A 23,487-nucleotide genomic window follows, 5' to 3' on the forward strand; every position below is an offset into this window, starting at 1 on the left:
GATGCCACGCAGCCTCAAGAAGGGTCCGTTCGTCGACGACCATCTGCTCAAGAAGGTCGACGTTCAGAACGAGAAGAACACCAAGCAGGTCATCAAGACCTGGTCGCGTCGGTCGACGATCATCCCGGACTTCATCGGGCACACGTTCGCCGTGCACGACGGCCGCAAGCACGTCCCGGTATTCGTCACCGAGTCGATGGTCGGGCACAAGCTCGGCGAATTCGCTCCGACGCGCACCTTCAAGGGACACATCAAGGACGACCGGAAGGCTAAGCGCCGGTGAGCGTAACGACTGAATTCCCGTCTGCTGTCGCCAAGGCCCGCTTCGTGCGGGTGTCGGCCAGCAAGGCGCGCCGGGTGATCGACCTGGTGCGCGGCAAGTCCGTGACCGAAGCGCTGGACATCCTGCGCTGGGCACCGCAGCAGGCCAGCCTGCCGGTGGCCAAGGTCATCGCCAGCGCGGCAGCCAACGCCGAGAACAACAACGGCCTGGACCCGTCCACCCTGGTGGTGGCCACCGTCTACGCCGACGAGGGCCCGACCGCCAAGCGGATCAAGCCGCGCGCTCAGGGGCGCGCCTACCGAATCCGCCGGCGCACCAGCCACATCACCGTGGTGGTGGAGAGCCGGCCGTCGTCCCGCGGCGGTTCGGCGCAGTCCGCCGGTGCCGCCCGGGCGCGTCGTGCCCAGGCCAGCAAGGCCGCCTCGGAAAAGGCGGGCGCAAAGGCGGGCGCGAAGGCGGGGGCAAAGGCCACCGAGAAGGCACCGGCCAAGAAGGCCCCGGCGGCCAAGGCAACTGAGAAAGCGGCGGCGAAGAAGGCGCCCGCCAAGAAGGCAGCAGCTACGAAGGCGCCTGAGACGTCCGACGCGAAGGAGGGCTCGGAGTAATGGGCCAGAAGATCAACCCGCACGGCTTCCGGCTCGGGATCACCACCGACTGGAAGTCGCGGTGGTACGCCGACAAGCAGTACGCGGACTACGTCAAGGAAGACGTGGCGATCCGCCGGCTGTTGTCGACCGGCCTGGAGCGCGCCGGCATCGCCGATGTCGAGATCGAACGCACCCGTGACCGGGTACGCGTCGACATCCACACCGCCCGGCCGGGCATCGTCATCGGCCGTCGCGGCACCGAGGCCGACCGGATCCGGGCCGACCTGGAGAAGCTGACCGGCAAGCAGGTGCAGCTGAACATCCTGGAGGTGAAGAACCCCGAGTCGCAGGCGCAGCTGGTGGCCCAGGGCGTCGCCGAGCAGCTGAGCAACCGTGTGGCGTTCCGTCGGGCGATGCGCAAGGCGATCCAGTCGGCGATGCGCCAGCCCAACGTCAAGGGCATCCGGGTGCAGTGCTCGGGTCGTCTCGGCGGCGCCGAGATGAGCCGCTCGGAGTTCTACCGTGAGGGTCGGGTGCCGCTGCACACGCTGCGCGCCGACATCGACTACGGGCTGTACGAGGCGAAGACCACCTTCGGCCGGATCGGCGTGAAGGTCTGGATCTACAAGGGCGACATCGTCGGTGGCAAGCGCGAGCTGTCCGCTGCCGCGCCGTCGGCCGACCGTCCCCGCCGGGAGCGGCCGTCGGGCACCCGCCCGCGCCGCAGCGGCGCCTCAGGCACCACCGCGACCAGCACCGACGCCGGTCGGGCCGCTGAGAGCACCGAGACCACCGCTGCTGCGGAGCCGGCCCAGGAGGGCACAGCGGCTGCCGCTGCAGCGGAGCAGCAGAGCACGGAGAGCTGAATCATGTTGATTCCCCGCAAGGTCAAGCACCGCAAGCAGCATCACCCCAAACAGCGTGGTATCGCCAGCGGCGGCACCGCGGTGACGTTCGGTGACTACGGCATCCAGGCCCTGGAGCACGCCTACGTCACCAACCGGCAGATCGAGTCGGCGCGTATCGCCATCAACCGGCACATCAAGCGTGGCGGCAAGGTGTGGATCAACATCTTCCCGGACCGCCCGCTGACCAAGAAGCCCGCCGAGACCCGCATGGGTTCGGGTAAGGGCTCGCCGGAGTGGTGGGTCGCCAACGTCAAGCCGGGCCGGGTGCTGTTCGAGCTCAGCTACCCCAACGAGGCCATCGCCCGCGCCGCACTGACCCGGGCGATCCACAAGCTGCCGATCAAGGCGCGCATCGTCACCCGAGAGGAGCAGTTCTGATGGCAGTGGGAGTGACCGCTGGCGAACTGCGCGAGCTGAACGCCGACGAGCTCGTCGAGCGGCTGCGCGAGTCCAAAGAGGAGCTGTTCAACCTGCGTTTCCAGATGGCGACCGGGCAGCTCAGCAACAACCGTCGGCTCCGCACGGTGCGCCACCAGATCGCGCGCATCTACACCGTGTTGCGCGAACGGGAACTGGGCCTGGCGTCCGGTCCCGAAGGTTCTGAAGGCGAGGCATCGTAATGGCAGAGGCTGCAAAGGCTAAGGCCACGGAGAAGGGGCCCAAGCACACTCCGCGCACGGAGAAGCCGCGGGGCCGCCGCAAGACCCAGATCGGCTACGTGGTCAGCGACAAGATGGAGAAGACCATCGTCGTCGAGCTGGAGGACCGGGTGAAGCACCCGCTCTACGGCAAGATCATCCGGACCACCAAGAAGGTCAAGGCGCACGACGAGAACAACACGGCCGGTATCGGCGACCGCGTGTCGCTGATGGAGACCCGTCCGCTGTCGGCGACGAAGCGCTGGCGCCTGGTCGAGATCCTCGAGAAGGCCAAGTAATACGACACCGCCCCGCGACCTGCGTCGCGGGGCGTCGTCGTGCCTGGGGTCGGGTCCCGGCTAGGCGGGCAGTTTGACCCGCGCCAGCGGCTGCTGCCCGGGCGGGCCGAGCGGTACCTGCAGCGACTCCTGGTCGTCCAGCACCTGGGCGGGCACCGCCAGGGTGCGGCGCATCGGCGTCGGCAGGCTGGTACGCAACGCGGTCAATTGCCGGCCGTTGAGGCGGTTCAGTCCGGCCGTGATGTTTCTGCGCAGGCGGTTGGCGCTGTGATAGCGCACCAACACCGCGATCTCGGTGTGGTTGTTCTGTGCGGTCAGCCGGACCGTGACCGCGGTGGTGTCAGCCGCCGGTAGCCAGAGCCGGTCCAGATTCGCCGTGCAGATGTCGCGCGGCGACACCCAGAACGTGGCCGCGAACTGTTTGGGTCCCTCGCGCTGCTTCTGCTTCAACCGGCGCCGCCGTCGGCGGATCCGGGTGGGCTGCAGACCGGCCAGCACCGCGGCATCGACTTCGGCGAATTCTTCGGCCGGTAGCACGCGGGCGACGAAGTGCCGCTCGGCCAGATCGTGCGCGAGCCGCTCGGTGGCGGCGGCCAGGGTTGACGCCACCGAGTCGCGAACGGCCACCGCGTCGGCGTTGCGCATGGGATCCATCCGCAGGATCAACCAGGTGTCTCGGGGACCGGATGCCGCGGGCACAGCCGGCGTCTGCGGGTCGTCGACGGGCGCGGTATCGCCGTCGTGCGTTCGCACCGAGACGATATCGATGCCGTCGAGGCGCACATCGAACTGCCGCAGGGCGGCGGCAATCAGCCCAACCGGCAGTGCGGCCGGCGGCCGGTGGCCCCGCCCATGGCGACCGGAGGCCTGCAGCTGCGGTGGCTCGACGGCTATCACCGTGACCAGCTGGCCCCGATGTTCGCGCACCCCGACGACCTCGCGGCCGTAGCGGCGGCGATGATTGAACCCCGGCGTGCAGCCCTCGTTGAGAAACGACGCCGGATTGGCGAAACGATCCAGGACCCGGGCCAGCAAGATCGCCGTCAGCGGGACCCGGCGATGGGTGATCAACGCGGCCATGGTGACCAGTGCCGCGATCACCACTCCCGGCCACCAGGCGCGAGCCGCCGTGCCGAGCTCATCGGGCCAATGGCCGGCGATCCGCAAGATCGCGATGTCGATGAGGAATACCGTGGTCACCCGCAGCCACGACAGATTCAACCCAAAAGTATGCTGCGCCTTCATCGTTGCGCCTGCTTCATGGCCCCCCGCGAACCTCCCATGATTCGTGCGGTCACCGGGTTTCCCGGTTCGGTTGCACGCCAAACATCCCAGGCCCCCTGCTCTGGAGACCTGGGATGTCCGGCCGGCCGTCGAGGACGGCCGGTTGCCTAGCGAGCGTCAAAAGCCGAGGAAGCCCAGCGGATCGATGCTGCTCGCAACGTCGGCGGCGCCGTTCGCGGCGGCGTCGGCGGCGCCTCCTGCGGCGTCGGCGGCACCTCCTGCGGCGTCGGCGGCACCTCCGGCCGCGGCATCGGCGGCACCTCCTGCGGCATCGGCGGCGGTTCCGGCAGCGGCATCAGCTGCGCCCCCGGCAGCATCGGCACCCAAGGCGGACACCCCGCTGAACGCGTCGCCCGGGTCGAGCAGCGCGGCCGCGTCGAAATCGGTCGGGATGTTGAAATCGCCGAACGGTGTGACCAGCGTGTCCGTGATGGTGTTCGCCGCCCCGTCGGCCCCGGGAATGTCGGTGTAGATGTTCTCGAAGCCGTTGCCGAAGTTCGCCACGTCATAGACCGTTCCCACCGCCGGCAGGTCGGCGGCGGTCGCCCCGCTGGCCGGGTCCACCCCGGTGATGGTGAACTCGGTGTTGTGGATGCCGCCGAAGAGATTGGTGACGTCCTCACTGGCGGTGACATTGCCGAGGTCGGTGGCGCCCGAGCCGGTCCCGCTGGTGACGTCGAACGACTGATCGCCCTCGCCGACCTGGAAGAACGGCGGCGCGCTGAACAGCGGGGTGAGCGGGGTGAAGCCCTCCGATCCGTCGGCCTGGACCGGGGTGAAGGTGTCCTGGCCGATGGTGAAGCTCTCGCCCCCGGCCGGCGTGGTGTCGCCGGGCGTGGCGTCCGGTGTACCGACCGTCGGGGTGACGCCGCCGGAATCACCGAGCGGTGACGAGCCCGGGGTGCTGGTGTCCGGCGTCGTGCTGGTGTCCGGGGTGATGGCGCCGGTGTCGCCGAGCGAGGTAAGAGGGCTCGGGGTGGTGGCGTCCGGGCCGAGAGCGCCGACGTTGCCGAGCAGGGCATTTGCGCCCAAGTTGCTTCCCAGCCCGCTCGTCAGGGCGGTGCTTCCGACATTGCCCACAGTGTCGGCACCATTGTCGGCGGAAGCGACTCCCGTGGACACGAATGTGGTCGTGAGTAGACCTGCGGTGACACCGCCGACCGACAATATGATCTGACGATTCATTTCGGTGCGTTCCTTCCGTTCTTCGATGTTCCCGGCCATGAGCTCACCTTTGAACTCGCCCGGGCGTAGGTGAACAACGTCCATCCACCCGCCGCACGGGGCATCACACACCGCGATACCGAACGCGTGCGTCAATAACGTTGGGCGACAACGTATGTCCGGACGCCCGGGACACTGACTCAACCCCCCTCGGCGTCCTCGTCAGACGCTAACGGGTCGGCGCTGCCTCCACCACCCCTGCCGGCGGATATTTCAACAGTTAATCTCAATGTAGAGAATCGCTGTCATCGATCGACGCACGTAAGGGCGACGATGTAAGTCCTTGGGGCAGTTGCGTTATGGCTAGGATCAGCATTTATCCACGTTTGGTCTCAGCCGAATCAAAGTAATCATATTGGCGGAATGGAACTTTCGGTTTGACCGACGCGAGCGGAGCTGCACACTGATCGCTATGGAACTGCGCCAGCTGAAACATTTCGTTGCCGTGGCCGAAGAGCGACACTTCACCCGGGCAGCGGCGAAAGTCCACGTGGTGCAGTCCACCTTGTCCGCCTCGATCAGCGGTCTGGAATCCGAACTAGGCACCGCACTGCTGGTCCGCAACAATCGTCGCGTCGACCTCACTGCCGCCGGGCAGGCATTGCTACCGGATGCGCAGAACGCCTTGGCCGCCGCGGAACGTGCCCGGGCGGCCGTCGACGCCGTCCGGGGGTTGTTGTCTGGGACGCTGACGGTGGGGGTGATTCAGGGGCTGGGGACCATCGACCTGCCCGCCCTGCTGGCGCGCTACCACCGAAGCTTCCCCCGCATTGAGATCACGCTGCGGCAAGACGCCATCGACGCTCTGGTGAATGCGACCGCCGACGGAGACCTGGACCTGGCCTTCGTCAGCCGCCCCTATGACGCGAGCCGGGTCAAGGAGCTGTCCCTGGGTACCGAGTTCCTGGTGCTGGCGGTGCGCCGCGATGATCCGCTTGCCGATCAGGACACCGTCGCCCTGACCGATTTGCAGCAGCGGGAGTTCGTCGAGCGGCGGGCGGACCTGCGGACCCGCCTACACATCGACGGTATCTGCGCCGACCTCGGGTTTGAGCGGACCATCTGTGCCGAGACCAACACGCCCGGCGATCTGGTCGATTTGGTTGCCGCCGGCTTGGGCGTCGCCTTCCTGCCGCCGGCGTTGGTGGCCAAGTCAGAGCAGATCGTTGCCGTGGCGACCGATCCCGGGATCCCCCGTGAGCTGGCGCTTGTCACACCCAGCGAGCGTGCGCCCTCGCCGGCGGCCGCGGCATTTCTCGGTGAGCTGCTGTCGGCCGGCGCTCCGGACAGCGGGGCAGCCGGCCGCTGGCAGCAGTCCGCGGTCTGAAAGACGCCGGCGGCGTCGCTGAAGCCGGTAGTCTCGCACCCGATCCGGGGGCTGACAGCGGAGCGGGTGATGGTGAGTTCGACCAGTTTCACAGGCAAGATCAATCTCGATATCCGGGACTCCGAACCGGACTGGGGCCCGTTCGCCGCGCCGACGGCTCCCGATGGCGCCCCCAACGTGCTCTACCTGGTCTGGGATGACACCGGGATCGCCACCTGGGACTGCTTCGGCGGGCTGGTCGAGATGCCGGCGATGAGCAGGATCGCCCAGCGCGGCATCCGGCTGTCCCAATTCCACACCACCGCACTGTGTTCCCCGACGCGGGCGGCTCTGCTGACCGGTCGTAACGCCACCAGCGTCGGCATGGCCACCATCGAAGAGTTCACCGATGGCTTTCCCAACTGCAGTGGCCGCATCCCGTTCGAAACCGCGTTGCTCAGTGAGGTTCTGGCAGAGCGCGGCTGGAACACCTTCTGTGTCGGTAAATGGCACCTGACACCCTTGGAAGAATCCAACATGGCTGCCACCAGGAGGCACTGGCCGACGCAGCGGGGATTCGACCGGTTCTACGGCTTCTTAGGCGGGGAGACCAACCAGTGGTATCCCGATCTGGTCTACGACAACCACCCGGTGGCGCCGCCGGCCACGCCGGAGGACGGTTACCACCTGTCGAAGGACATTGCCGATAAGACAATCGAATTCATTCGCGACGCGCAGACGATCGCACCCGGCAAGCCCTGGTTCGGGTACATCTGCCCGGGTGCCGGGCATGCGCCGCACCACGTCTTCGCCGAGTGGGCCGATCGCTATGCCGGCCGCTTCGACGTGGGCTACGAACAGTATCGGGAGATCGTGCTGGCCAACCAGAAGAAGCTCGGCTTGGTACCGCCGGACACCGAGCTGTCCGAGGTCAACCCGTATGTCGATGTCACCGGCGCTCAGGGCCAGCCCTGGCCGGCCCTGGACACCGTGCGCCCGTGGGACAGCCTCGATGACACCGAGAAGCGGTTGTTCGCCCGGATGGCCGAGGTGTTCGCCGGATTCCAGAGCTACACCGACGCTCAGATCGGGCGGATCCTGGACTATCTGGAGGAATCCGGCCAACTCGACAACACCATCATCGTGGTGATCTCCGACAACGGCGCCAGCGGGGAGGGCGGGCCCAACGGCTCACCCAATGAGAACAAGTTCTTCAACGGCTACATCGACAGCGTCGAAGAGGCGATGAAACTCTTCGACCAGCTGGGCGGGCCGGAGACCTACAACCATTACCCGATCGGGTGGGCGATGGCGTTCAACACGCCTTACAAGCTCTATAAGCGTTACGCCTCCCACGAAGGCGGTATCGCCGACCCGGCGATCCTCAGCTGGCCCAAGGGAATTCCGGCCCGCGGCGAGGTGCGCGACACCTACATCAACGTGTGCGACGTGACCCCGACCGTCTACGACCTGCTCGGCATCACCCCGCCCGACACGGTGCGCGGGGTGGCGCAACGGCCGCTGGAGGGGATCAGTTTTAAAGCGGCGCTTGCCGACCCGGCCGCGGACACCGGCAAGCACACCCAGTTCTACACGATGCTGGGGACCCGGGGGATCTGGCACCGGGGATGGTTCGCCAACACCGTGCATGCGGCGACACCGTCGGGCTGGGGCCACTTCGACGCCGACCGCTGGGAGCTCTACCACATCGAAAACGACCGCAGTCAATGCCGCGACCTGGCCGCCGAACATCCCGAAAAGCTCGACGAACTCAAGGCGCTGTGGTTCGCCGAGGCCCAGAAGTACAACGGGCTGCCGCTCGCCGACCTCAACATCTTCGAGATGACGTCTCGGCAGCGGCCCTACCTGTCCGGGGACCGTAGCTCCTACACCTACTACCCGAACACCGCCGAGGTGCCGCTGGGCGCGTGCGTCGAACTGCGCGGCCGGTCGTTCACGGTGCTGGCGCGTGTCACGGTGGAATCAGCCAACGCCGAGGGGGTGCTGTTCAAACAGGGCGCCCGGCACGGCGGGCATGTGCTGTTCGTCCAGGACAGCCGGCTGCACTACGTCTACAACTTTCTCGGGGAGCGCGAACAGTGGTTGTCCGCCCCTGACCCGATCCCATTGGGGCAACACGTTTTCGGGTTACGGTTCGAGCGGCGTGGCACCGTGGAGGGCAGCCACACGCCGGTCGGGGAGGCCACGCTCTACATCGGCGACACGGTGGTCGCCACATTGGCCGACATGATCACCCAGCCGGGGGCGTTCGCGTTGGCCGGCGGCGGGGTGAGCGTCGGGCGCAATACCGGCCAAGCGGTGTCGTCGGCGTACCGGGCGCCGTTCGGCTTCACCGGCGGGACGATCACCGACGTCTCGGTTGATGTCAGCGGTGAGCCGTACCTGGATGTGAAAAGGAGCCTGGCGGCGGCGTTTTCCAGGGACTGAGTGCGATGCTGACCGAACTGGTGCCGATCCCGGCCGGGGCGTTCCGGATGGGCTCGACGAGTTTCTACCCCGAAGAGGCGCCGATTCACACCGTGACGGTGGCGGCTTTCGCGATCGAGCGGCATCCGGTGACCAATGCTCAGTTCGCCGACTTCGTCGCTGCCACCGGGTATGTGACCGTCGCCGAGCAACGGGTCGCGCTGTACGACGCCGAACCGGGCGCCTTGGTTTTCGCCCCGACCGCCGGGCCGGTCGACCTGCGGGACTGGCGACAGTGGTGGCGGTGGGTGCCCGGCGCGAGCTGGCGGCATCCCCTCGGCCCGGGCAGCGATCTAGCCGGGCGCGAGGATCACCCGGTGGTGCAGCTCGCCTACCCGGACGCAGCGGCCTACGCCCGCTGGGCCGGGCGGCGGCTGCCGACCGAAGCCGAATGGGAGTACGCCGCCCGGGCCGGTGCCGGCAGCACCTATCCCTGGGGTGAGGAGGAGAAGCCGGGCGGCGTCCTGATGGCCAACACCTGGCAGGGCGCCTTCCCCTACCGCAACGACGGTGCCTTGGGCTGGGTCGGCACGTCGCCGGTGGGCACCTTCCCGCCGAACGGGTGGGGGCTTCTCGACATGATCGGCAACGTATGGGAGTGGACGACGACGGAGTTCGCCGGCCATCACCGGCTCGACGCACCAGCGAAGGCCTGTTGCGCTCCCGTCGGGGCCGCCGATCCCGGCGTCAATCAGACCCTCAAGGGCGGGTCGCACCTGTGCGCCCCGGAGTACTGCCACCGCTACCGGGCTGCGGCCCGCTCCCCGCAGTCGCAGGACACCGCCACCAGCCATATCGGGTTTCGCTGCGCGGCGGGCGCCATCTGACCCCGCCGAACGTGAAGCTGGCTTCACGTTCGGCCGTCGAGTGTGAAGCTAACTTCACGCTGGGCGGATGGGCCGCGCAATTTGGTGTTGGGCGATACGTCACCTAGACTTCAGGGGTTGCTGAGAGCAGACCTCGGCCGGCGCAAGTCGGCCCCGCGTGCTCTTCGGCTCCGTTAGAACTGGAAGACCACGCACGCCCGGGACGATTCCGGCTGGCCGGCTAGCCCTGCCATGCCGCGCGTCGCTCCGATTATTGAGGAGATCTGGTGATTCAGCAGGAATCGCGGTTGAAGGTCGCCGACAACACGGGTGCCAAGGAGATCTTGTGCATCCGCGTGCTCGGCGGCTCGTCGCGGCGCTACGCCGGCATCGGTGATGTCATCGTCGCGACCGTGAAGGACGCCATCCCGGGCGGCAACGTCAAGCGGGGTGACGTCGTCAAGGCCGTGGTGGTGCGCACCGCCAAGGAGCGTCGCCGCGCCGACGGCAGCTACATCAAGTTCGACGAGAACGCCGCGGTCATCATCAAGGCCGACAACGACCCGCGCGGGACACGCATCTTCGGGCCGGTCGGCCGGGAGCTGCGTGAGAAGCGGTTCATGAAGATCGTCTCGCTGGCTCCGGAGGTGCTGTAGATGAAGGTCCACAAGGGCGACACGGTGCTGGTCATCGCCGGCAAGGACAAGGGCGCCAAGGGCAAGGTCCTGCGGGCTTACCCCGCCCGCAACCGGGTGCTGGTCCAGGGCGTCAACCGGATCAAGAAGCACGTCGCGAACTCGGCCAACCAGGCCGGTGCCTCCTCGGGCGGAATCGTCACGCAGGAGGCCCCGATCCACGTCTCCAACGTGATGGTCGTCGACTCCGACGGTAACCCCACCCGGATCGGGTACCGGGTGGACGCCGAGTCCGGCAAGAAGGTTCGCGTCTCCAAGCGCAACGGCAAGGACATCTAGGGATGACTACGGCAGAGAAGATCCAGCCCCGGCTCAAGGTGCGCTACCGCGAGGAGATCCGGGACGCGCTGAACAAAGAGTTCAAGTACGCCAACGTGATGCAGATCCCGGGCGTGGTGAAGGTCGTCGTCAACATGGGCGTCGGCGAAGCCGCCCGCGACGCCAAACTGATCAACAACGCGGTCAACGACCTGGCGCTGATCACCGGTCAGCGGCCGGAGATCCGCAAGGCCCGCCTGTCGATCGCCCAGTTCAAGCTGCGTGAGGGCATGCCGATCGGCGCCCGGGTGACGCTGCGCGGTGACCGGATGTGGGAGTTCCTGGACCGGCTCACCTCGATCGCGCTGCCGCGTATCCGCGACTTCCGCGGGTTGTCGCCCAAGCAGTTCGACGGCTCCGGCAACTACACCTTCGGGCTGGCCGAGCAGTCGATGTTCCACGAGATCGACGTGGACTCGATCGACCGCCCGCGTGGCATGAACATCACCGTCGTCACCTCGGCGACGAACGACGACGAAGGACGAGCGCTGCTGCGGGCACTCGGCTTTCCGTTCAAGGAGAAGTGACCTGATGGCGAAGAAAGCGTTGGTTAACAAGGCGGCCCGCAAGCCCAAGTTCGCGGTGCGCGCCTACACCCGCTGCAACAAGTGCGGCCGTCCGCGTGCGGTGCTCCGCAAGTTCGGCCTGTGCCGAATCTGCCTTCGCGAGATGGCGCACGCCGGCGAACTGCCCGGTGTGCAGAAGAGCAGCTGGTGACGGCGGAGGAGCAGCGCTAAATGACTATGACGGACCCGATCGCGGACTTCTTGACCCGTCTGCGCAACGCCAACTCGGCGTATCACGACGAGGTGACCCTGCCGCACTCGAAGATCAAGGCCAACATCGCCGAGATCCTCAAGCGTGAGGGTTACATCAACGACTACCACGTTGAGGACGCCCGGGTGGGCAAGGCGCTGGTGGTCAACCTCAAGTACGGCCCGAACCGGGAGCGCAGTCTCGCCGGTCTGCGCCGGGTGTCCAAGCCCGGCCTGCGGGTCTACGCGAAGTCGACCAACCTGCCGCGGGTGCTCGGCGGCCTGGGCGTGGCGATCATCTCCACGTCGTCGGGCCTGCTCACCGACCGTCAGGCGGCGAGGCAGGGCGTGGGCGGCGAAGTCCTCGCGTACGTGTGGTGAGGGAGTAGCAGACATGTCGCGTATTGGTAAGCAGCCGATCCCGGTCCCGGCCGGGGTCGATGTGACGATCGACGGCCAGCAGGTGTCGGTCAAGGGGCCCAAGGGCACCCTGGAGCTCACGGTGGCCGAGCCCATCCGGGTGGCCCGCAACGACGACGGCGCCCTGGTGGTCACCCGTCCCGACGACGAGCGTCGCAACCGCTCGCTGCACGGGCTGAGCCGTACCCTGGTGGCCAACCTGGTCACCGGCGTCTCCGAGGGCTACGTCCGCAAGATGGAGATCTTCGGCGTCGGTTACCGCGTGGCCCTCAAGGGCTCCGATCTGGAGTTCGCCCTGGGCTACAGCCACCCGGTGCTGATCAAGGCTCCGGAGGGCATCACCTTCGCGGTGGAGACGCCCACCAAGTTCTCGATCTCGGGCATCGACAAGCAGAAGGTCGGTCAGATCTCGGCGAACATCCGCCGTCTGCGCCGGCCCGACCCCTACAAGGGCAAGGGCGTGCGCTACGAGGGTGAGCAGGTTCGCCGCAAGGTCGGAAAGACAGGTAAGTAGCCATGGCGCAATCACACAAGCCCGTCGGGCAGGGCGTTTCGGAGGCCCGGCGCAACCACCGGGTGCGTCGGCACGCCCGGCTGCGCAAGAAGATCGCCGGTACCCCCGAGCGTCCCCGCCTGGTGGTGCACCGCTCCTCGCGGCACATCCACGTCCAGCTCGTCGACGACCTGGCCGGTCACACGCTGGCCGCAGCGTCCTCGATCGAGGCCGACGTGCGGGGTGTGGACGGCGACAAGAAGGCGCACAGCGTGCGGGTCGGCCAGCTGATCGCCGAGCGCGCCAAGGCTGCCGGCGTCGAGAGCGTGGTCTTCGACCGCGGCGGCTACACCTACGGTGGACGGATCGCGGCGCTCGCCGACGCGGCGCGCGAGGGCGGATTGAAGTTCTGATGCGCCAGATGACTGACTTCACGAACATGACTGGAAGGACCGCATGATGGCGGAGCAGCCGACGGGGGCCACCTCGGCCGGTCCCGACACGGGCAGCGCCCCCCGTACCGACGGGCGTGACAACCGTGACAACCGGCGCGGTGGCCGTGACGGTGGTCGCGGCGGTCGTGACAGCCGGGACGGCGACAAGAGCAACTACCTGGAACGCGTCGTCGCGATCAACCGGGTGTCCAAGGTGGTCAAGGGCGGCCGCCGGTTCAGCTTCACCGCGCTGGTGATCGTCGGCGACGGCAAGGGCATGGTCGGGGTCGGCTACGGCAAGGCCAAGGAAGTGCCGGCCGCGATCGCCAAGGGTGTCGAGGAAGCCCGCAAGAGCTTCTTCCGGGTGCCGCTGATCGGTGGCACCATCACGCACCCGGTCCAGGGCGAAGCCGCCGCCGGTGTGGTGTTCCTGCGTCCGGCCAGCCCCGGTACCGGTGTGATCGCCGGCGGTGCGGTGCGCGCGGTGCTGGAATGCGCCGGGGTGCACGACATCCTGTCCAAGTCGCTGGGCAGCGACAACGCGATCAACGTGGTGCACGCCACGGTGGCCGCGTTGAAGATGCTGCAGCGTCCCGAAGAGGTGGCGGCCCGGCGCGGTCTGCCCATCGAAGATGTGGCGCCGGCCGCGATGCTCAAGGCGCGCCGCGAGAGCGAGGCGCTCGCCGCCAGCGCCGCGCGGGAAGGCACGGCATAACCATGGCAAATCTGAAGATCACCCAGGTCCGCGGCACCATCGGTGCACGCTGGAAGCAGCGCGAGAGCCTGCGCACCCTGGGGCTGCGCAAGATCCGCCAGTCGGTGGTGCGTGAGGACAACCCCCAGACCCGCGGGCTGATCCGGGTGGTCCACCACCTCGTGCAAGTGGAGGAAGCCGAATGACCATCAAGCTGCACGACCTGCGCCCGGCGCCCGGGTCGAAGACCAAGCGCACCCGCGTCGGCCGTGGTGAAGGCTCCAAGGGCAAGACCGCGGGCCGCGGCACCAAGGGCACCAAGGCCCGCAAGAACGTGCCGGTCCGGTTCGAGGGTGGGCAGATGCCGATCCACATGCGGCTGCCCAAGCTGAAGGGCTTCCGCAACCGGTTCCGTACCGAGTACGAGGTCGTCAACGTCGGCGACATCAACCGGCTGTTCCCGGCCGGCGGCACGATCGGGCTCGACGAGCTGGTGGCCAAGGGCGCGGTTCGCAAGAACACCCTGGTCAAGGTGCTCGGCGATGGCAAGCTCACCGTCAAGGCCGACATCTCCGCGCACAAGTTCAGCGGCAGCGCCCGCGAGAAGATCACCGCAGCCGGAGGCACCGCCACCGAGCTGTAAGGCTTCTCCGAGGAAGCGCATCACGAGATCGCACCCCACCAGACGGTGGGGTGCGATCTTGCATTTGGCGGCCCACTTTGTCGGGGCCGAAACATTAATGCTTGATATGTGCCTCACAGCCTTATATAACGATGGTTGGGAGGACGTGACCTGCGTCACGCGCCGTGCGGGGCTACTTGGAAGGCGTGGGCAGATGAGGCGTCGGTTGCGTTCAGGTTTCCCCCGGCGGCGCGTCAGCCCCACACGGCGGGTCGCCGGCACCGGCAGCGCGGTCGCGGCGTTCCTGGCGTTCGGGATGGCGCCGTTGGCGGCTCCACCGCAAGCCGGTGCGGACTTCGGGTTCGATGACTTCCTGGGCTGGTTCGGGCTGGACGGCGACGCCGACGCGCTGAACTCCGGCCCGGCCGAACCGGCGCTGTTCACCTGGCCCGCCGACGGCACGTCGGTGGCCGACCAGTGGCTCACCACCATGTGGTTGCCGCTGCACGATCAGCTCGAAGCCTGGATTGCCAGCCCGTTCGGCGCTCAGGTCAACGAGGTCATCAACACGTTGCTGGCGCCGTTCACCCTGCCGGGGTTCTGCGGCATCATCTGCGACGGCGCCGACGGTACCGAGGCGAATCCGGATGGCCAGGGCGGCGGTCTGTTCTTCGGTGACGCCGGCGACGGCTGGTCCAGCACCATTGCCGGGGTCGCCGGCGGCAACGGCGGAATGGCCGGCGGCTTCGGCAACGGCGGCAACGGCGGTGCGGGCGGGCTGGGCGCTGACGGCGGCATGGGCGGCGCCGGCGGTGAATGGATGGGCAACGGCGGCAACGGCGGCGACGGCGGCGCGGCCGGCTTCGTCAACGGCGTCCTGCTCGAGGCCGGCAACGGTGGCGACGGCGGGGGCACCGGCCATGTCCAGGACTTGTTCGGGATCGGCGCGGTGGGTAACGGCGGTAACGGCGGTAACGGCGGCGCGGGTCTGGCCGGTGCCGGCGGCACCAACTCCACGTCCGGAGGGGTCAACGGCGGCAACGGTGGTGCGGGTACCGCCGGTGGGAACGGCGGTGCCGGCGGCGTCGGCTCCCTGTGGCTGGGTAACGGCGGGCGCGGCGGCAACGGCGGCGCGGGCGGCGCCGGCGGCGCCGGCGGTGCCGGGTTCAGCGGGACCGCTGGTTCCTTCGCCAACGGCGGAGATGGCAACGGCGGCAACGGAAGCAGCGGCGGCAGCGGCGGCAACGGCGCCCTCGGGGGACAAGCCGGCGCCGGCGGCCGCGGCGCGTCGTTGTTCGGTGAGGCCGGCGCCGCGGGAACGGCAGGCGTGGCAGGTGCCGGTGGTGTCGGCGGGGCCGGCGGCAATGGCGGTAGCGGCGCCGCGGGCGTCGACGGCACCGACGGTACGCAGGACGGCCCGGATGGTTCGGCCGGTGGTAACGGTGGCAACGGCGGCAATGCCGGCATCGGCGGCGCCGGCGGCGTGAGCGGTGATGGTGTGGCGGCAGGCGATGGCGCCGACGGTCATGCCGGCGTCGGCGGTACCGGCGGCAGGGGAGGCGACGGTAGCGATGGCATCGCCGGAACGGCCACCGACCCGAACGGGACCGCCGGCGGCAGCGGCGGCGCCGGTGGCAACGGTGGTGGCGGTGGGCTGGAAGCCGACGGCACCACGCGGGCCGCCGACGGCAACGGCGGGGCCGGGGGTGCCGGCGGCAACGGCGGGGCCGGCTACGACGCGGCAACGGACACCGCTGCGGCTCCGGGCACTTCGGGTGGCCAGGGCGGTATCGGAGGCGACGGTGGTGCCGGTGGTGCCGGTGCCAACGGTGGCGGCGGCGGCAATGCGGGCAGCGGCGGCCGGGGCGGTGACGGGGCCGCCGGACTGGCCGGCACGGCCGGCGTCAACCCCGGCGACGCGGGCAACGACGGGCACGCCGGCGGCGACGGCGGGGCCGGCGGGGCCGGGGGAACGGGCGGCCATGGCGGCGCGGCGACCTCGCCGACCGGCACCGCCGGCGCCAACGGCAATGGCGGCGACGGCGGCGCCGGAGGCAACGCCGCAGCCGGAGGTACCGGGGGCGACGGGGCCGCGGGCGACGCCAATTCACCCGACGGCGGCAACGGCGGTTCGGCCGGTGCCGCCGGAGCGGCCGGCGCGGGCGGCAGCGGCGGCGCGGCCGGTACCGGCGGTTCCGCCGGCACCGGTCAGGCCGGGAACACCGGCGCCGACGGCTCGGACCCGTCGCCCACCGCGACGCACGGCGGCAAGGGGGGTGACGGCTTCACCTCGACGACCCCCGGAGTGGCCGCCGGCGCGGGCGGCGCCGGCGGCAGCGGCGGAACGATCGGCGCCGGCGGGGCGGGCGGCAACGGCGGAGGCGGCGGCGAAGATGCGGCCGGTGGCAACGGCGGCGCCGGCGGAGCGGGCGGCACCGCGGCCGGCAACGGCGGCACCGGCGGTAACGGTGGTGCGGGGCAGGGCACCGGCAACGGCGGCGACGGTGGGGCGGGCGGCAATGCCGGCGCCGACGGCGACGGCGGCCGCGGCGGCGACGGCGGCGACGGCACCGGAATCGGGGGAAGCACCGGCGGCCGCGGCGGCGACGGCGGCGACGGCGGCACCGAGCGCGGCGACGGAGGCGAGGCCGGCAGCGGCGGCGCCAACGGTGGCAGCGGAGGCGATGGCGGCGATGCCATCGGCAGCGGCAACGGGGGCAACGGCGGCGACGGGACCGCGGGTGCGGCCGGTGCCAACGGTGCCACCGGTGTCCTACCCGGCGAGGACGGTGGCAACGGCATCGTTGGCCAGGCCGGCGGTACCGGCGGTGCCGGGGGTATCGGCTCGGGTGCGGGCAATCACGGCGGCAAAGGCGGCGCCGGTGGCACCGGCGGCGCCGGCGGCAGCGGCGGTGACGGCGCACGCGGCGGGGCGGGCACCTTCGCCAACGGCGGCAACGGCAATGGCGGTGACGGCGGTGCCGGGGGCAACGGCGCGGCGGGCGGCGCCGGCGGTGTTGGGGGCGCGGGCGGTGCGGGCATCAACGGCGCAACCGCGGGCCTGCAGGGTGACGGTGGCACCGGCGGCGACGGGGGCGACGCGGGCGTGGCCGGCGACGGCGGCGACGGCGCCGACGGCAGCGCGGCAAACCCGAACGGCGGCAATGGCGGCAACGGCGGTGCGCTCGGCGAGGCCGGCACGGCCGGAACCGGGGGAGCGGGCTCCACGCCGGGCGGCGACGGCCAGGCCGGCGCCGGCCCGTCCGGCCCGCAGGGCAATGGCGGCGCCGGCGGCAACGGCTACGACGCCGCGACCGACCCGGCCGCAGCACCGGGCACCACCGGCGGCAACGGCGGAACGGGCGGCACCGGCACCGCGCTGGGCACCGGCGGCAACGGTGGCTCCGGAGGTGACGGGTCGACGGGCGCTCGCGGTGACGACGGTGCCACCGCGGGTGCCGACGGCCTGACCGGCGGTGTGGGCGGCAACGGCGGCAACGCCGGCGCCGGCGGTAGCGGTGGCGCCGGCCAGGGCGCCGATGGTGTCGCCGGGCACGGCGGTGATGGTGGCCGCGGTGGTGATGGCGCTGATGGTGCTGCGGGTCTGGCGTCGACGGCGGCCGGGGTGACCGGTGGGCGTGGTGGCGATGGTGGGGCCGGCGGTGACGGGGGTGCCGGCGGTAAGGGGGGTTTGACCGCTGGCGGTGGCGCCAGTGGCTTCGACGGTGCCCAGGGCGCCGGGGGTGACGGCGGCGACGGCGGTGTGGGCGGTCGCGGGTTCGACGGTGTTGTCGGTGGCACCGGTGCGGTCGGCGATGACGGTGTCGATGGCACGGCCACGACGGCGAGCACCGCCGGCGGCGGCGGTGGTACCGGGGCTACCGGTGGGGCCGGCAGCGAGGGTGGTGCCGGCGGTAATGGCGGTGCGGCGGGTCACGGCTCCACCGATGGTCTCGAAGGCCTGGGCGGGATCGGCGGTGTCGGCGGCAACGGCGGTGTCGGCGGCGCCGGCGGTGTCGGCGGCAAGGGTGGCGACGGGTATGACGCGGCATCGGACCCGCTGGCGGCGCCGGGCACCCGCGGTGGCGATGGTGCGGTCGGTGGCGCCGGAGGCGCGGGTGGTGCCGGGGGCGCGGCGGGCTCCGGTGGTGCCGGTGGGGTGGGACGCGGTGGTCAGGCCGCTGCGGGCGCGGACGGCACCGCCGGCGGTCAGGGTGCCGGCGGGGACGGTGGCAGTGGTGGCTCGGGCGGGGATGGTTCGGCCGGGGCCCGCGGCGATGACGGCGCCACCGCCGGGGCTGCCGGGCAGACCGGTGGTACCGGTGGCGGCGGCGGTAATGCCGCCGCGGGCGGTGTAGGAGGCCTGGGCGCCGGCGGAGTGCGCGGCGCCAGCGGCGCTGACGGTGTTGCCGGGCACGGTGGTGATGGTGGCCGGGGTGGGGATGGCGCTGATGGCGCTGCGGGTCTGGCGTCGACGGCGGCCGGGGTGACCGGTGGGCGTGGTGGCGATGGTGGGGCCGGCGGTGATGGGGGTGCCGGCGGTAAGGGGGGTTTGACCGCTGACGGTGGCGCCAGTGGCTTCGACGGTGCCCAGGGCGCCGGGGGTGACGGCGGCGACGGCGGTGTGGGCGGTCGCGGGTTCGACGGTGTTGTCGGTGGCACCGGTGCGGTCGGCGATGACGGTGTCGATGGCACGGCCACGACGGCGAGCACGGCCGGCGGCGGCGGTGGTACCGGGGCCACCGGTGGGGCCGGCAGCGATGGTGGTGCCGGCGGTAATGGCGGTGCCGGCGGGCATGGCTCGACCGAGGGCGTACAGGGTGCCGGTGGTGTTGGTGGTGCCGGGGGCGATGGCGGCGATGGCGGCACCGGTGGTGCTGGGGGCCGCGGTGGCAATGGGTATGACGCGGCATCGGATCCGGCTGCGGCGCCGGGCACCAATGGTGGTGACGGTGCGGTCGGTGGCGCCGGGGGTAGTGGCGGGGCCGGCGGTGCGGCCGGCAAGGGTGGTGCCGGCGGTACCGGCCTCAACGGCCAAGCCGCCTCGGGTGCCGACGGCACCGTGGGCAATCAGGGCGCCGGCGGCAACGGCGGCGTCGGCGGCAACGGGGGTGACGGCGCGACCGGCGGGATCGGCGAGACCGGCGCCGACGGTGGAGTGGGCTTGGCGGGCGACAGCGTGACCCTCGACGGTGGTACCGGCGAGGCCGGGCACGAGGGCGGCCAAGGCTTGCAGGGCGGCAGCGGCGGCAACGGCGGCCAGGGTGGTGCGGCAGGCACCGGGTCCACTGACGGAGTCGTGGGTGCCGGCGGTATCGGCGGCAACGGCGGTGCCGGCGGTCAGGGTGGCACCGGCGGCAACGGTGGCAACGGGGGCGCCGGCTACGACCAGACCGGCACCACCGGGCTATCCGGCGGCAACGGTGGCGTCGGCGGCGCCGGTGGCACCGGGGGGCAGGGCGGTGAGGGCGGCACCGCGGGTATCGGCGGGCTGAACGGGGCGGGCGCCGACCGGGCCGACTCGGGAACAGCCGGCGCCACCGGCTTGCAGGGTGTCGGCGGCAACGGTGGCCAGGGCGGCGCCGGCGGCAACGGCGCGACGGGGACCACCGGCGCCAATGGCACCATCGGCGAAACCGGGACGACCGGAACCGCCGTGAACACCGCCGGCGGTACCGGGGGCACCGGCGGCGACGGCCTCGACGGCGGAACCGGTGGCAACGGTGGCACCGGCGGTCAAGGCGGTGCCGCGGGAACCGGCAGTACCAACGGCAGCGTCGGCGTCGGCGGAAAGGGCGGTGACGCCGGTGACGGCGGCCAGGGCGGCGACGGCGGTGTGGGCGGTACCGGCGGCACCGGCTACACCTCACCGACGGCGAGCGGCGCCGACGGCGGAGCCGGCGGCATGGGCGGTACGGGCGGCAACGCCGGCCACGGCGGTGCGGCCGGCACCGCCGGCGCGGGCGGCCTGAACGGGGCCGGCACCGACCCGGCGGCCTCCGGTGCCAGCGGCGACACCGGCGGCGACGGTCATGCCGGCGTCGGCGGCAACGGCGGACTCGGCGGCAACGGCGCCCAAGGAACCGCGGGCACCACCACCCAAGCCGGCGGCACCGGCGGTACCGGAGGAACCGGCGGCACCGGCGGTCAGGGCGGGCTGGAGACCGACGGCAGTCACGCCCAGCAGGGCGACGGCGGCGCCGGCGGTACCGGTGGCAAAGGCGGCACCGGCGTGGCCGGTTCGAACGGCCAAAACGCGTTGCTCAGCCCGATCGCGCCGGGCGCCGGTGGCCAGGGCGGTGCCGGCGGCACCGGCGGTAGCGGCGGGGACGGTTTCAATGCCGGCACTGGTGGCCAGGGTGGTACCGGCGGTACCGGTGGTACCGGCGGTCAAGGCGGAGATGCCTTGCTCGACGTCTTGGGTCTTGCCGGGGCGCCGCAAACCGGGGCCGCGGGCGGCACCGGCGGTGTCGGCGGTGGCGGCGGCGTCGCGGGAACTGCCAGCGGCGGAGCCGACGGCAGCAACGGCGCCGGTGGTGATGGCGGAATCGGTGGGGACGGCGGGAAGGGCGGAAGCGCTCTCGTCGGTCTGCTCGGGGTGGGCGCCCAGGGCGGTCACGGCGGCACCGGTGGCGTGGCCGGCGTAGGCGGTGGTAGCGGAGCCGAGCAGGGCGCCGCCGGTGTAGGCGGTGCAGGCGGTGCCGGTGGCGCCGGTGGTGATTCGGGAGTCGCCGTGGGCACCCAAGGTGCCGGTGGGGCCGGAGGCACGGGCGGAACCGGCGGCGCGGCGGCCAACCAGGCCGGCAGCGTTGCCGGCGAGGGTGGCCAGGGCGGTCACGGTGGCAACGGCCTCATCGGAGCCGTCGGCGGCGGCAAGGGCGGCGACGGCGGGACCGGTGGTGCGGCCGGCGGCGCAACCGGCAGCACCGGGGGTGCCGGCGGCACCGGCGGCACCGGTGGCAGCAACCTCGTCGGTGTCGCACCCGGCGGTGACGGCGGCTCCGGCGGCACCGGCGGCTCGGGCGCCGCGGCCGGAACCAACGGCGGTGACGGAGGTGACGGCGGCGCTGCCGGCGGGGGCCTGGTAAACGCGTTCTCCGGCAACGGCGGCCAAGGCGGTACCGGCGGAAACGGCGGCGCCGGCGGAACCGGCGGCACCGGGGGCGACGGTGGCCCGGCGGCGGGAGACCCCGGCCAGCCGGGCAGTGCACCGACCGGAACCACCGGCGGTGCCGGCGGGGAGGGCGCACCCGGCCACATCATCGTCGTCGGCGGTTAACGAGCCGACCCGACCTGATGAGCGCCGGCGGGCAACACCGCGGCCGGTAGGGTCACCGCCGGTAGGGTGAAATCCATGTTCTCCCTGCTGACCGGGGTTCCCGGCCTCGACGACCTGCGCGGCGTCGCCCGTCGCATCGACACCGCCCGACACCACGGCGTGCCCAACGGTGTCGTGCTCGAACTCGACCTGCAGTCGTTACCCCACGAGACCGGCGGTTTCGACCCGCTGGCGCTGATCCGTTCCGGAAGCCAGCCACCGGTGCTGCGTGACGTGGTGGCCGCGATCCACCGCGCCGCCGAAGACCCGAGGGTCGCCGGACTTATTGCGCGCGTGCAGCTTTCGGCCGCGGCCGCCGGTCCGGTCCAGGAGCTGCGGGCCGCGATCGCCGAGTTCACCGCGGTGAAGCCATCGCTGGCCTGGGCCGAGACCTACCCCGGAACACTGTCCTACTACCTGGCGTCGGCGTTCGGCGAGGTGTGGATGCAACCGTCGGGGATGGTGGGACTGATCGGCTTCGCCACCAACGCGACGTTCCTGCGCAGCGCGCTGGGCAAGGCCGGCATCGAAGCGCAGTTCGTCGCCCGCGGCGAATACAAATCGGCGGCCAACCTATTCACCCAGGACTCCTACACCGACGCCCACCGGGAGGCCGACACCGCGCTGCTGGAAAGCCTGCACGCGCAGGTGCGCCAGGCCGTCGCCGCATCCCGGGACCTGGATCCCGGCGTCATCGACGAGCTGGCCGACCGGGCGCCGTTGCTGCGTGACGACGCGGTCGAGGCGGGCCTGATCGACCGGATCGGCTTCCGCGACGAGGCCTACGACCGGATCGCTGAACTTGCCGGCGGCCAAGGGGATTCGGCGTCCGGCGCCGACGATCCCGACGCCCCGCCCCGGCTGTACTTGACGCGTTATGCGAACGCGACCGCCGGGCGCCCGCTGGTCTCGGCACCGTCCCTGCCGCCCCTCCCGGGCCGCAAGAACAAGCCGGCACTCGCCGTGGTGACCGTGGCCGGGGCCATCGTCAGCGGCTCCGGCGGGCCGCAGCTGTCGCCGTTCGGCAACCGCAGCGTCGGCGGCGACACGATCTCCGCGGCCCTGCGCGAGGCCGCCGCCGACGATGACGTCGCCGCGATCGTGCTCCGGGTGGACAGTCCGGGCGGCTCGGTCACCGGGTCGGAGACCATCTGGCGGGCGGTGCAGCAGGCGCGCAAAGCCGGGAAACCGGTGGTGGCGTCGATGGGTGCGGTCGCCGCGTCCGGCGGCTACTACATCGCCACGGGCGCCGACGCGATTGTGGCCAACCCCGGCACCATCACCGGGTCGATCGGGGTGGTCACCGGCAAGCTGGTCGCCCGCGAGCTCAAGGACCGGTTGGGCGTGGGCACCGACGCGGTGCGCACGGGCGCCAACGCCGACGCCTGGTCGATCAACGCCCCGTTCACTGCTGAACAGCAGGGGCAGGTCGAGAGCGAAGCCGACCTGTTCTATGCCGATTTCGTTGAGCGGGTCGCGCAGGGCCGCAACTTGTCCACCGAGGCGGTCGACGCGGTGGCTCGCGGGCGGGTGTGGACCGGCGCCGACGCGGCCGAACGCGGTTTGGTCGACGAGCTGGGCGGGCTGCGCACGGCGGTGCGGCGCGCCAAGGTGCTGGCCGGACTCGACGCCGACGCGCAGGTCCGCACCGTGTCCTACCCCGGCTCGTCACTGTGGGAGTTCCTCCGGCCGCGCCAGTCGTCGCAGCCGGCGGCGGCGTTGCCCGATGCTGTCGGGGCCCTGCTGGTGCGGTCGATGACCGGGATCGTCGAGCAGGCGGGCCGATCGGTCAACGGCGCACAGGTGCTGTGGCTCGGCGAATCGCGCTGGTGAGGCGTAACAACGACGCAACACAACTCTTCCGCGGCAGTAAAAGCTCGGTAACGCGCCCTTAACGAGCGCCCCGCATGCTTACC

At 71.0% G+C, this 23,487-nt stretch carries 23 protein-coding genes; 21 read left to right on the top strand and 2 right to left on the bottom strand.

Features of this window, described 5'->3' with window-relative positions; translation table 11 throughout:
* Position 1: 1 nt before the first annotated feature.
* The 6 genes from rpsS to rpsQ are packed head-to-tail and all read left to right on the top strand — an operon-like array spanning position 2 to position 2,715.
* Positions 2–283, top strand: a complete 282-nt coding sequence (rpsS, locus tag AC5Y4Q_RS02230; protein ID WP_006245110.1) for a 30S ribosomal protein S19 — start codon at positions 2–4, stop codon at positions 281–283.
* Positions 280–888, top strand: a complete 609-nt coding sequence (rplV, locus tag AC5Y4Q_RS02235) for a 50S ribosomal protein L22 (protein ID WP_064920827.1) — start codon at positions 280–282, stop codon at positions 886–888. Before rpsS ends, rplV begins: the two co-directional genes overlap by 4 nt.
* Positions 888–1,736, top strand: coding sequence for a 30S ribosomal protein S3 (gene rpsC, locus AC5Y4Q_RS02240; protein ID WP_064920828.1), 849 nt, complete (start codon positions 888–890; stop codon positions 1,734–1,736). The genes rplV and rpsC overlap by 1 nt, the downstream gene beginning before the upstream one ends.
* Before the next feature lie 3 nt (positions 1,737–1,739).
* Positions 1,740–2,156 (top strand): 50S ribosomal protein L16, encoded by a 417-nt coding sequence (gene rplP / locus AC5Y4Q_RS02245; protein ID WP_019737223.1) that lies wholly within the window; start codon positions 1,740–1,742, stop codon positions 2,154–2,156.
* A complete protein-coding gene (gene rpmC, locus AC5Y4Q_RS02250; RefSeq protein ID WP_064920829.1) occupies positions 2,156–2,398 on the top strand; it encodes a 50S ribosomal protein L29 in 243 nt (80 codons plus the stop codon). The genes rplP and rpmC overlap by 1 nt, the downstream gene beginning before the upstream one ends.
* Positions 2,398–2,715, top strand: coding sequence for a 30S ribosomal protein S17 (gene rpsQ, locus AC5Y4Q_RS02255; protein ID WP_064920830.1), 318 nt, complete (start codon positions 2,398–2,400; stop codon positions 2,713–2,715). The genes rpmC and rpsQ overlap by 1 nt, the downstream gene beginning before the upstream one ends.
* Positions 2,716–2,775: 60 nt before the next feature.
* Here rpsQ and eccE read toward each other — a convergent pair whose 3' ends face one another.
* Both eccE and AC5Y4Q_RS02265 read right to left on the bottom strand, forming a co-directional pair.
* Positions 2,776–3,960 (bottom strand): type VII secretion protein EccE, encoded by a 1,185-nt coding sequence (gene eccE / locus AC5Y4Q_RS02260; RefSeq protein WP_499957782.1) that lies wholly within the window; start codon positions 3,958–3,960, stop codon positions 2,776–2,778.
* 156 nt (positions 3,961–4,116) lie between these two features.
* Positions 4,117–5,184, bottom strand: coding sequence for a hypothetical protein (locus AC5Y4Q_RS02265; RefSeq protein ID WP_165604307.1), 1,068 nt, complete (start codon positions 5,182–5,184; stop codon positions 4,117–4,119).
* Between the two features lie 451 nt (positions 5,185–5,635).
* On the opposite strand from AC5Y4Q_RS02265, the gene AC5Y4Q_RS02270 reads away from it, so the two are divergent.
* The 15 genes from AC5Y4Q_RS02270 (at position 5,636) to sppA (ending at position 23,404) form a co-directional block, all read left to right on the top strand.
* A complete protein-coding gene (locus AC5Y4Q_RS02270; RefSeq protein ID WP_064920833.1) occupies positions 5,636–6,550 on the top strand; it encodes a LysR family transcriptional regulator in 915 nt (304 codons plus the stop codon).
* A gap of 69 nt (positions 6,551–6,619) precedes the next feature.
* On the top strand, positions 6,620–8,977 hold the full coding sequence (locus AC5Y4Q_RS02275) for an arylsulfatase (RefSeq protein WP_125225800.1): 2,358 nt from the start codon (positions 6,620–6,622) through the stop codon (positions 8,975–8,977).
* 5 nt (positions 8,978–8,982) lie between these two features.
* Complete coding sequence (locus AC5Y4Q_RS02280; protein WP_064920835.1) at positions 8,983–9,843, top strand: formylglycine-generating enzyme family protein; 861 nt, start codon at positions 8,983–8,985, stop codon at positions 9,841–9,843.
* A 266-nt stretch (positions 9,844–10,109) separates the two neighbouring features.
* A complete protein-coding gene (rplN, locus tag AC5Y4Q_RS02285; protein ID WP_046318367.1) occupies positions 10,110–10,478 on the top strand; it encodes a 50S ribosomal protein L14 in 369 nt (122 codons plus the stop codon).
* Positions 10,479–10,796, top strand: coding sequence for a 50S ribosomal protein L24 (gene rplX, locus AC5Y4Q_RS02290; protein WP_064920836.1), 318 nt, complete (start codon positions 10,479–10,481; stop codon positions 10,794–10,796).
* 2 nt (positions 10,797–10,798) lie between these two features.
* Positions 10,799–11,362 carry a 50S ribosomal protein L5 gene (gene rplE, locus AC5Y4Q_RS02295; protein WP_064920837.1) on the top strand — a complete coding sequence of 188 codons (564 nt, stop codon included), beginning with the start codon at positions 10,799–10,801 and terminating at the stop codon, positions 11,360–11,362.
* Between the two features lie 4 nt (positions 11,363–11,366).
* Entirely contained in the window at positions 11,367–11,552 is a 186-nt protein-coding gene (locus AC5Y4Q_RS02300; protein WP_019737213.1) for a type Z 30S ribosomal protein S14, read from the top strand.
* A 20-nt stretch (positions 11,553–11,572) separates the two neighbouring features.
* Positions 11,573–11,971, top strand: a complete 399-nt coding sequence (gene rpsH / locus AC5Y4Q_RS02305) for a 30S ribosomal protein S8 (protein WP_029249222.1) — start codon at positions 11,573–11,575, stop codon at positions 11,969–11,971.
* A gap of 13 nt (positions 11,972–11,984) precedes the next feature.
* The gene (gene rplF, locus AC5Y4Q_RS02310; protein WP_064920838.1) at positions 11,985–12,524 is read left to right on the top strand and encodes a 50S ribosomal protein L6; all 540 of its coding nucleotides are present in this window, start codon (positions 11,985–11,987) and stop codon (positions 12,522–12,524) included.
* Positions 12,525–12,526: 2 nt separating this feature from the next.
* On the top strand, positions 12,527–12,916 hold the full coding sequence (gene rplR, locus AC5Y4Q_RS02315) for a 50S ribosomal protein L18 (protein ID WP_064920839.1): 390 nt from the start codon (positions 12,527–12,529) through the stop codon (positions 12,914–12,916).
* A gap of 46 nt (positions 12,917–12,962) precedes the next feature.
* Positions 12,963–13,652: a 30S ribosomal protein S5 gene (gene rpsE, locus AC5Y4Q_RS02320; protein ID WP_419179760.1), complete on the top strand. Its 690-nt coding sequence runs from the start codon at positions 12,963–12,965 to the stop codon at positions 13,650–13,652.
* Positions 13,653–13,654: 2 nt separating this feature from the next.
* Positions 13,655–13,837, top strand: a complete 183-nt coding sequence (rpmD, locus tag AC5Y4Q_RS02325) for a 50S ribosomal protein L30 (RefSeq protein ID WP_019738973.1) — start codon at positions 13,655–13,657, stop codon at positions 13,835–13,837.
* Complete coding sequence (gene rplO / locus AC5Y4Q_RS02330; RefSeq protein WP_064920841.1) at positions 13,834–14,274, top strand: 50S ribosomal protein L15; 441 nt, start codon at positions 13,834–13,836, stop codon at positions 14,272–14,274. Before rpmD ends, rplO begins: the two co-directional genes overlap by 4 nt.
* 193 nt (positions 14,275–14,467) lie before the next feature.
* Positions 14,468–21,532, top strand: a complete 7,065-nt coding sequence (locus AC5Y4Q_RS02335; RefSeq protein ID WP_499957794.1) for a PGRS repeat-containing protein — start codon at positions 14,468–14,470, stop codon at positions 21,530–21,532.
* A gap of 75 nt (positions 21,533–21,607) precedes the next feature.
* The gene (gene sppA / locus AC5Y4Q_RS02340) at positions 21,608–23,404 is read left to right on the top strand and encodes a signal peptide peptidase SppA (protein WP_499957796.1); all 1,797 of its coding nucleotides are present in this window, start codon (positions 21,608–21,610) and stop codon (positions 23,402–23,404) included.
* Positions 23,405–23,487: the final 83 nt, after the last annotated feature.

It is taken from the genome of Mycobacterium sp. NGS16 (assembly GCF_059813225.1).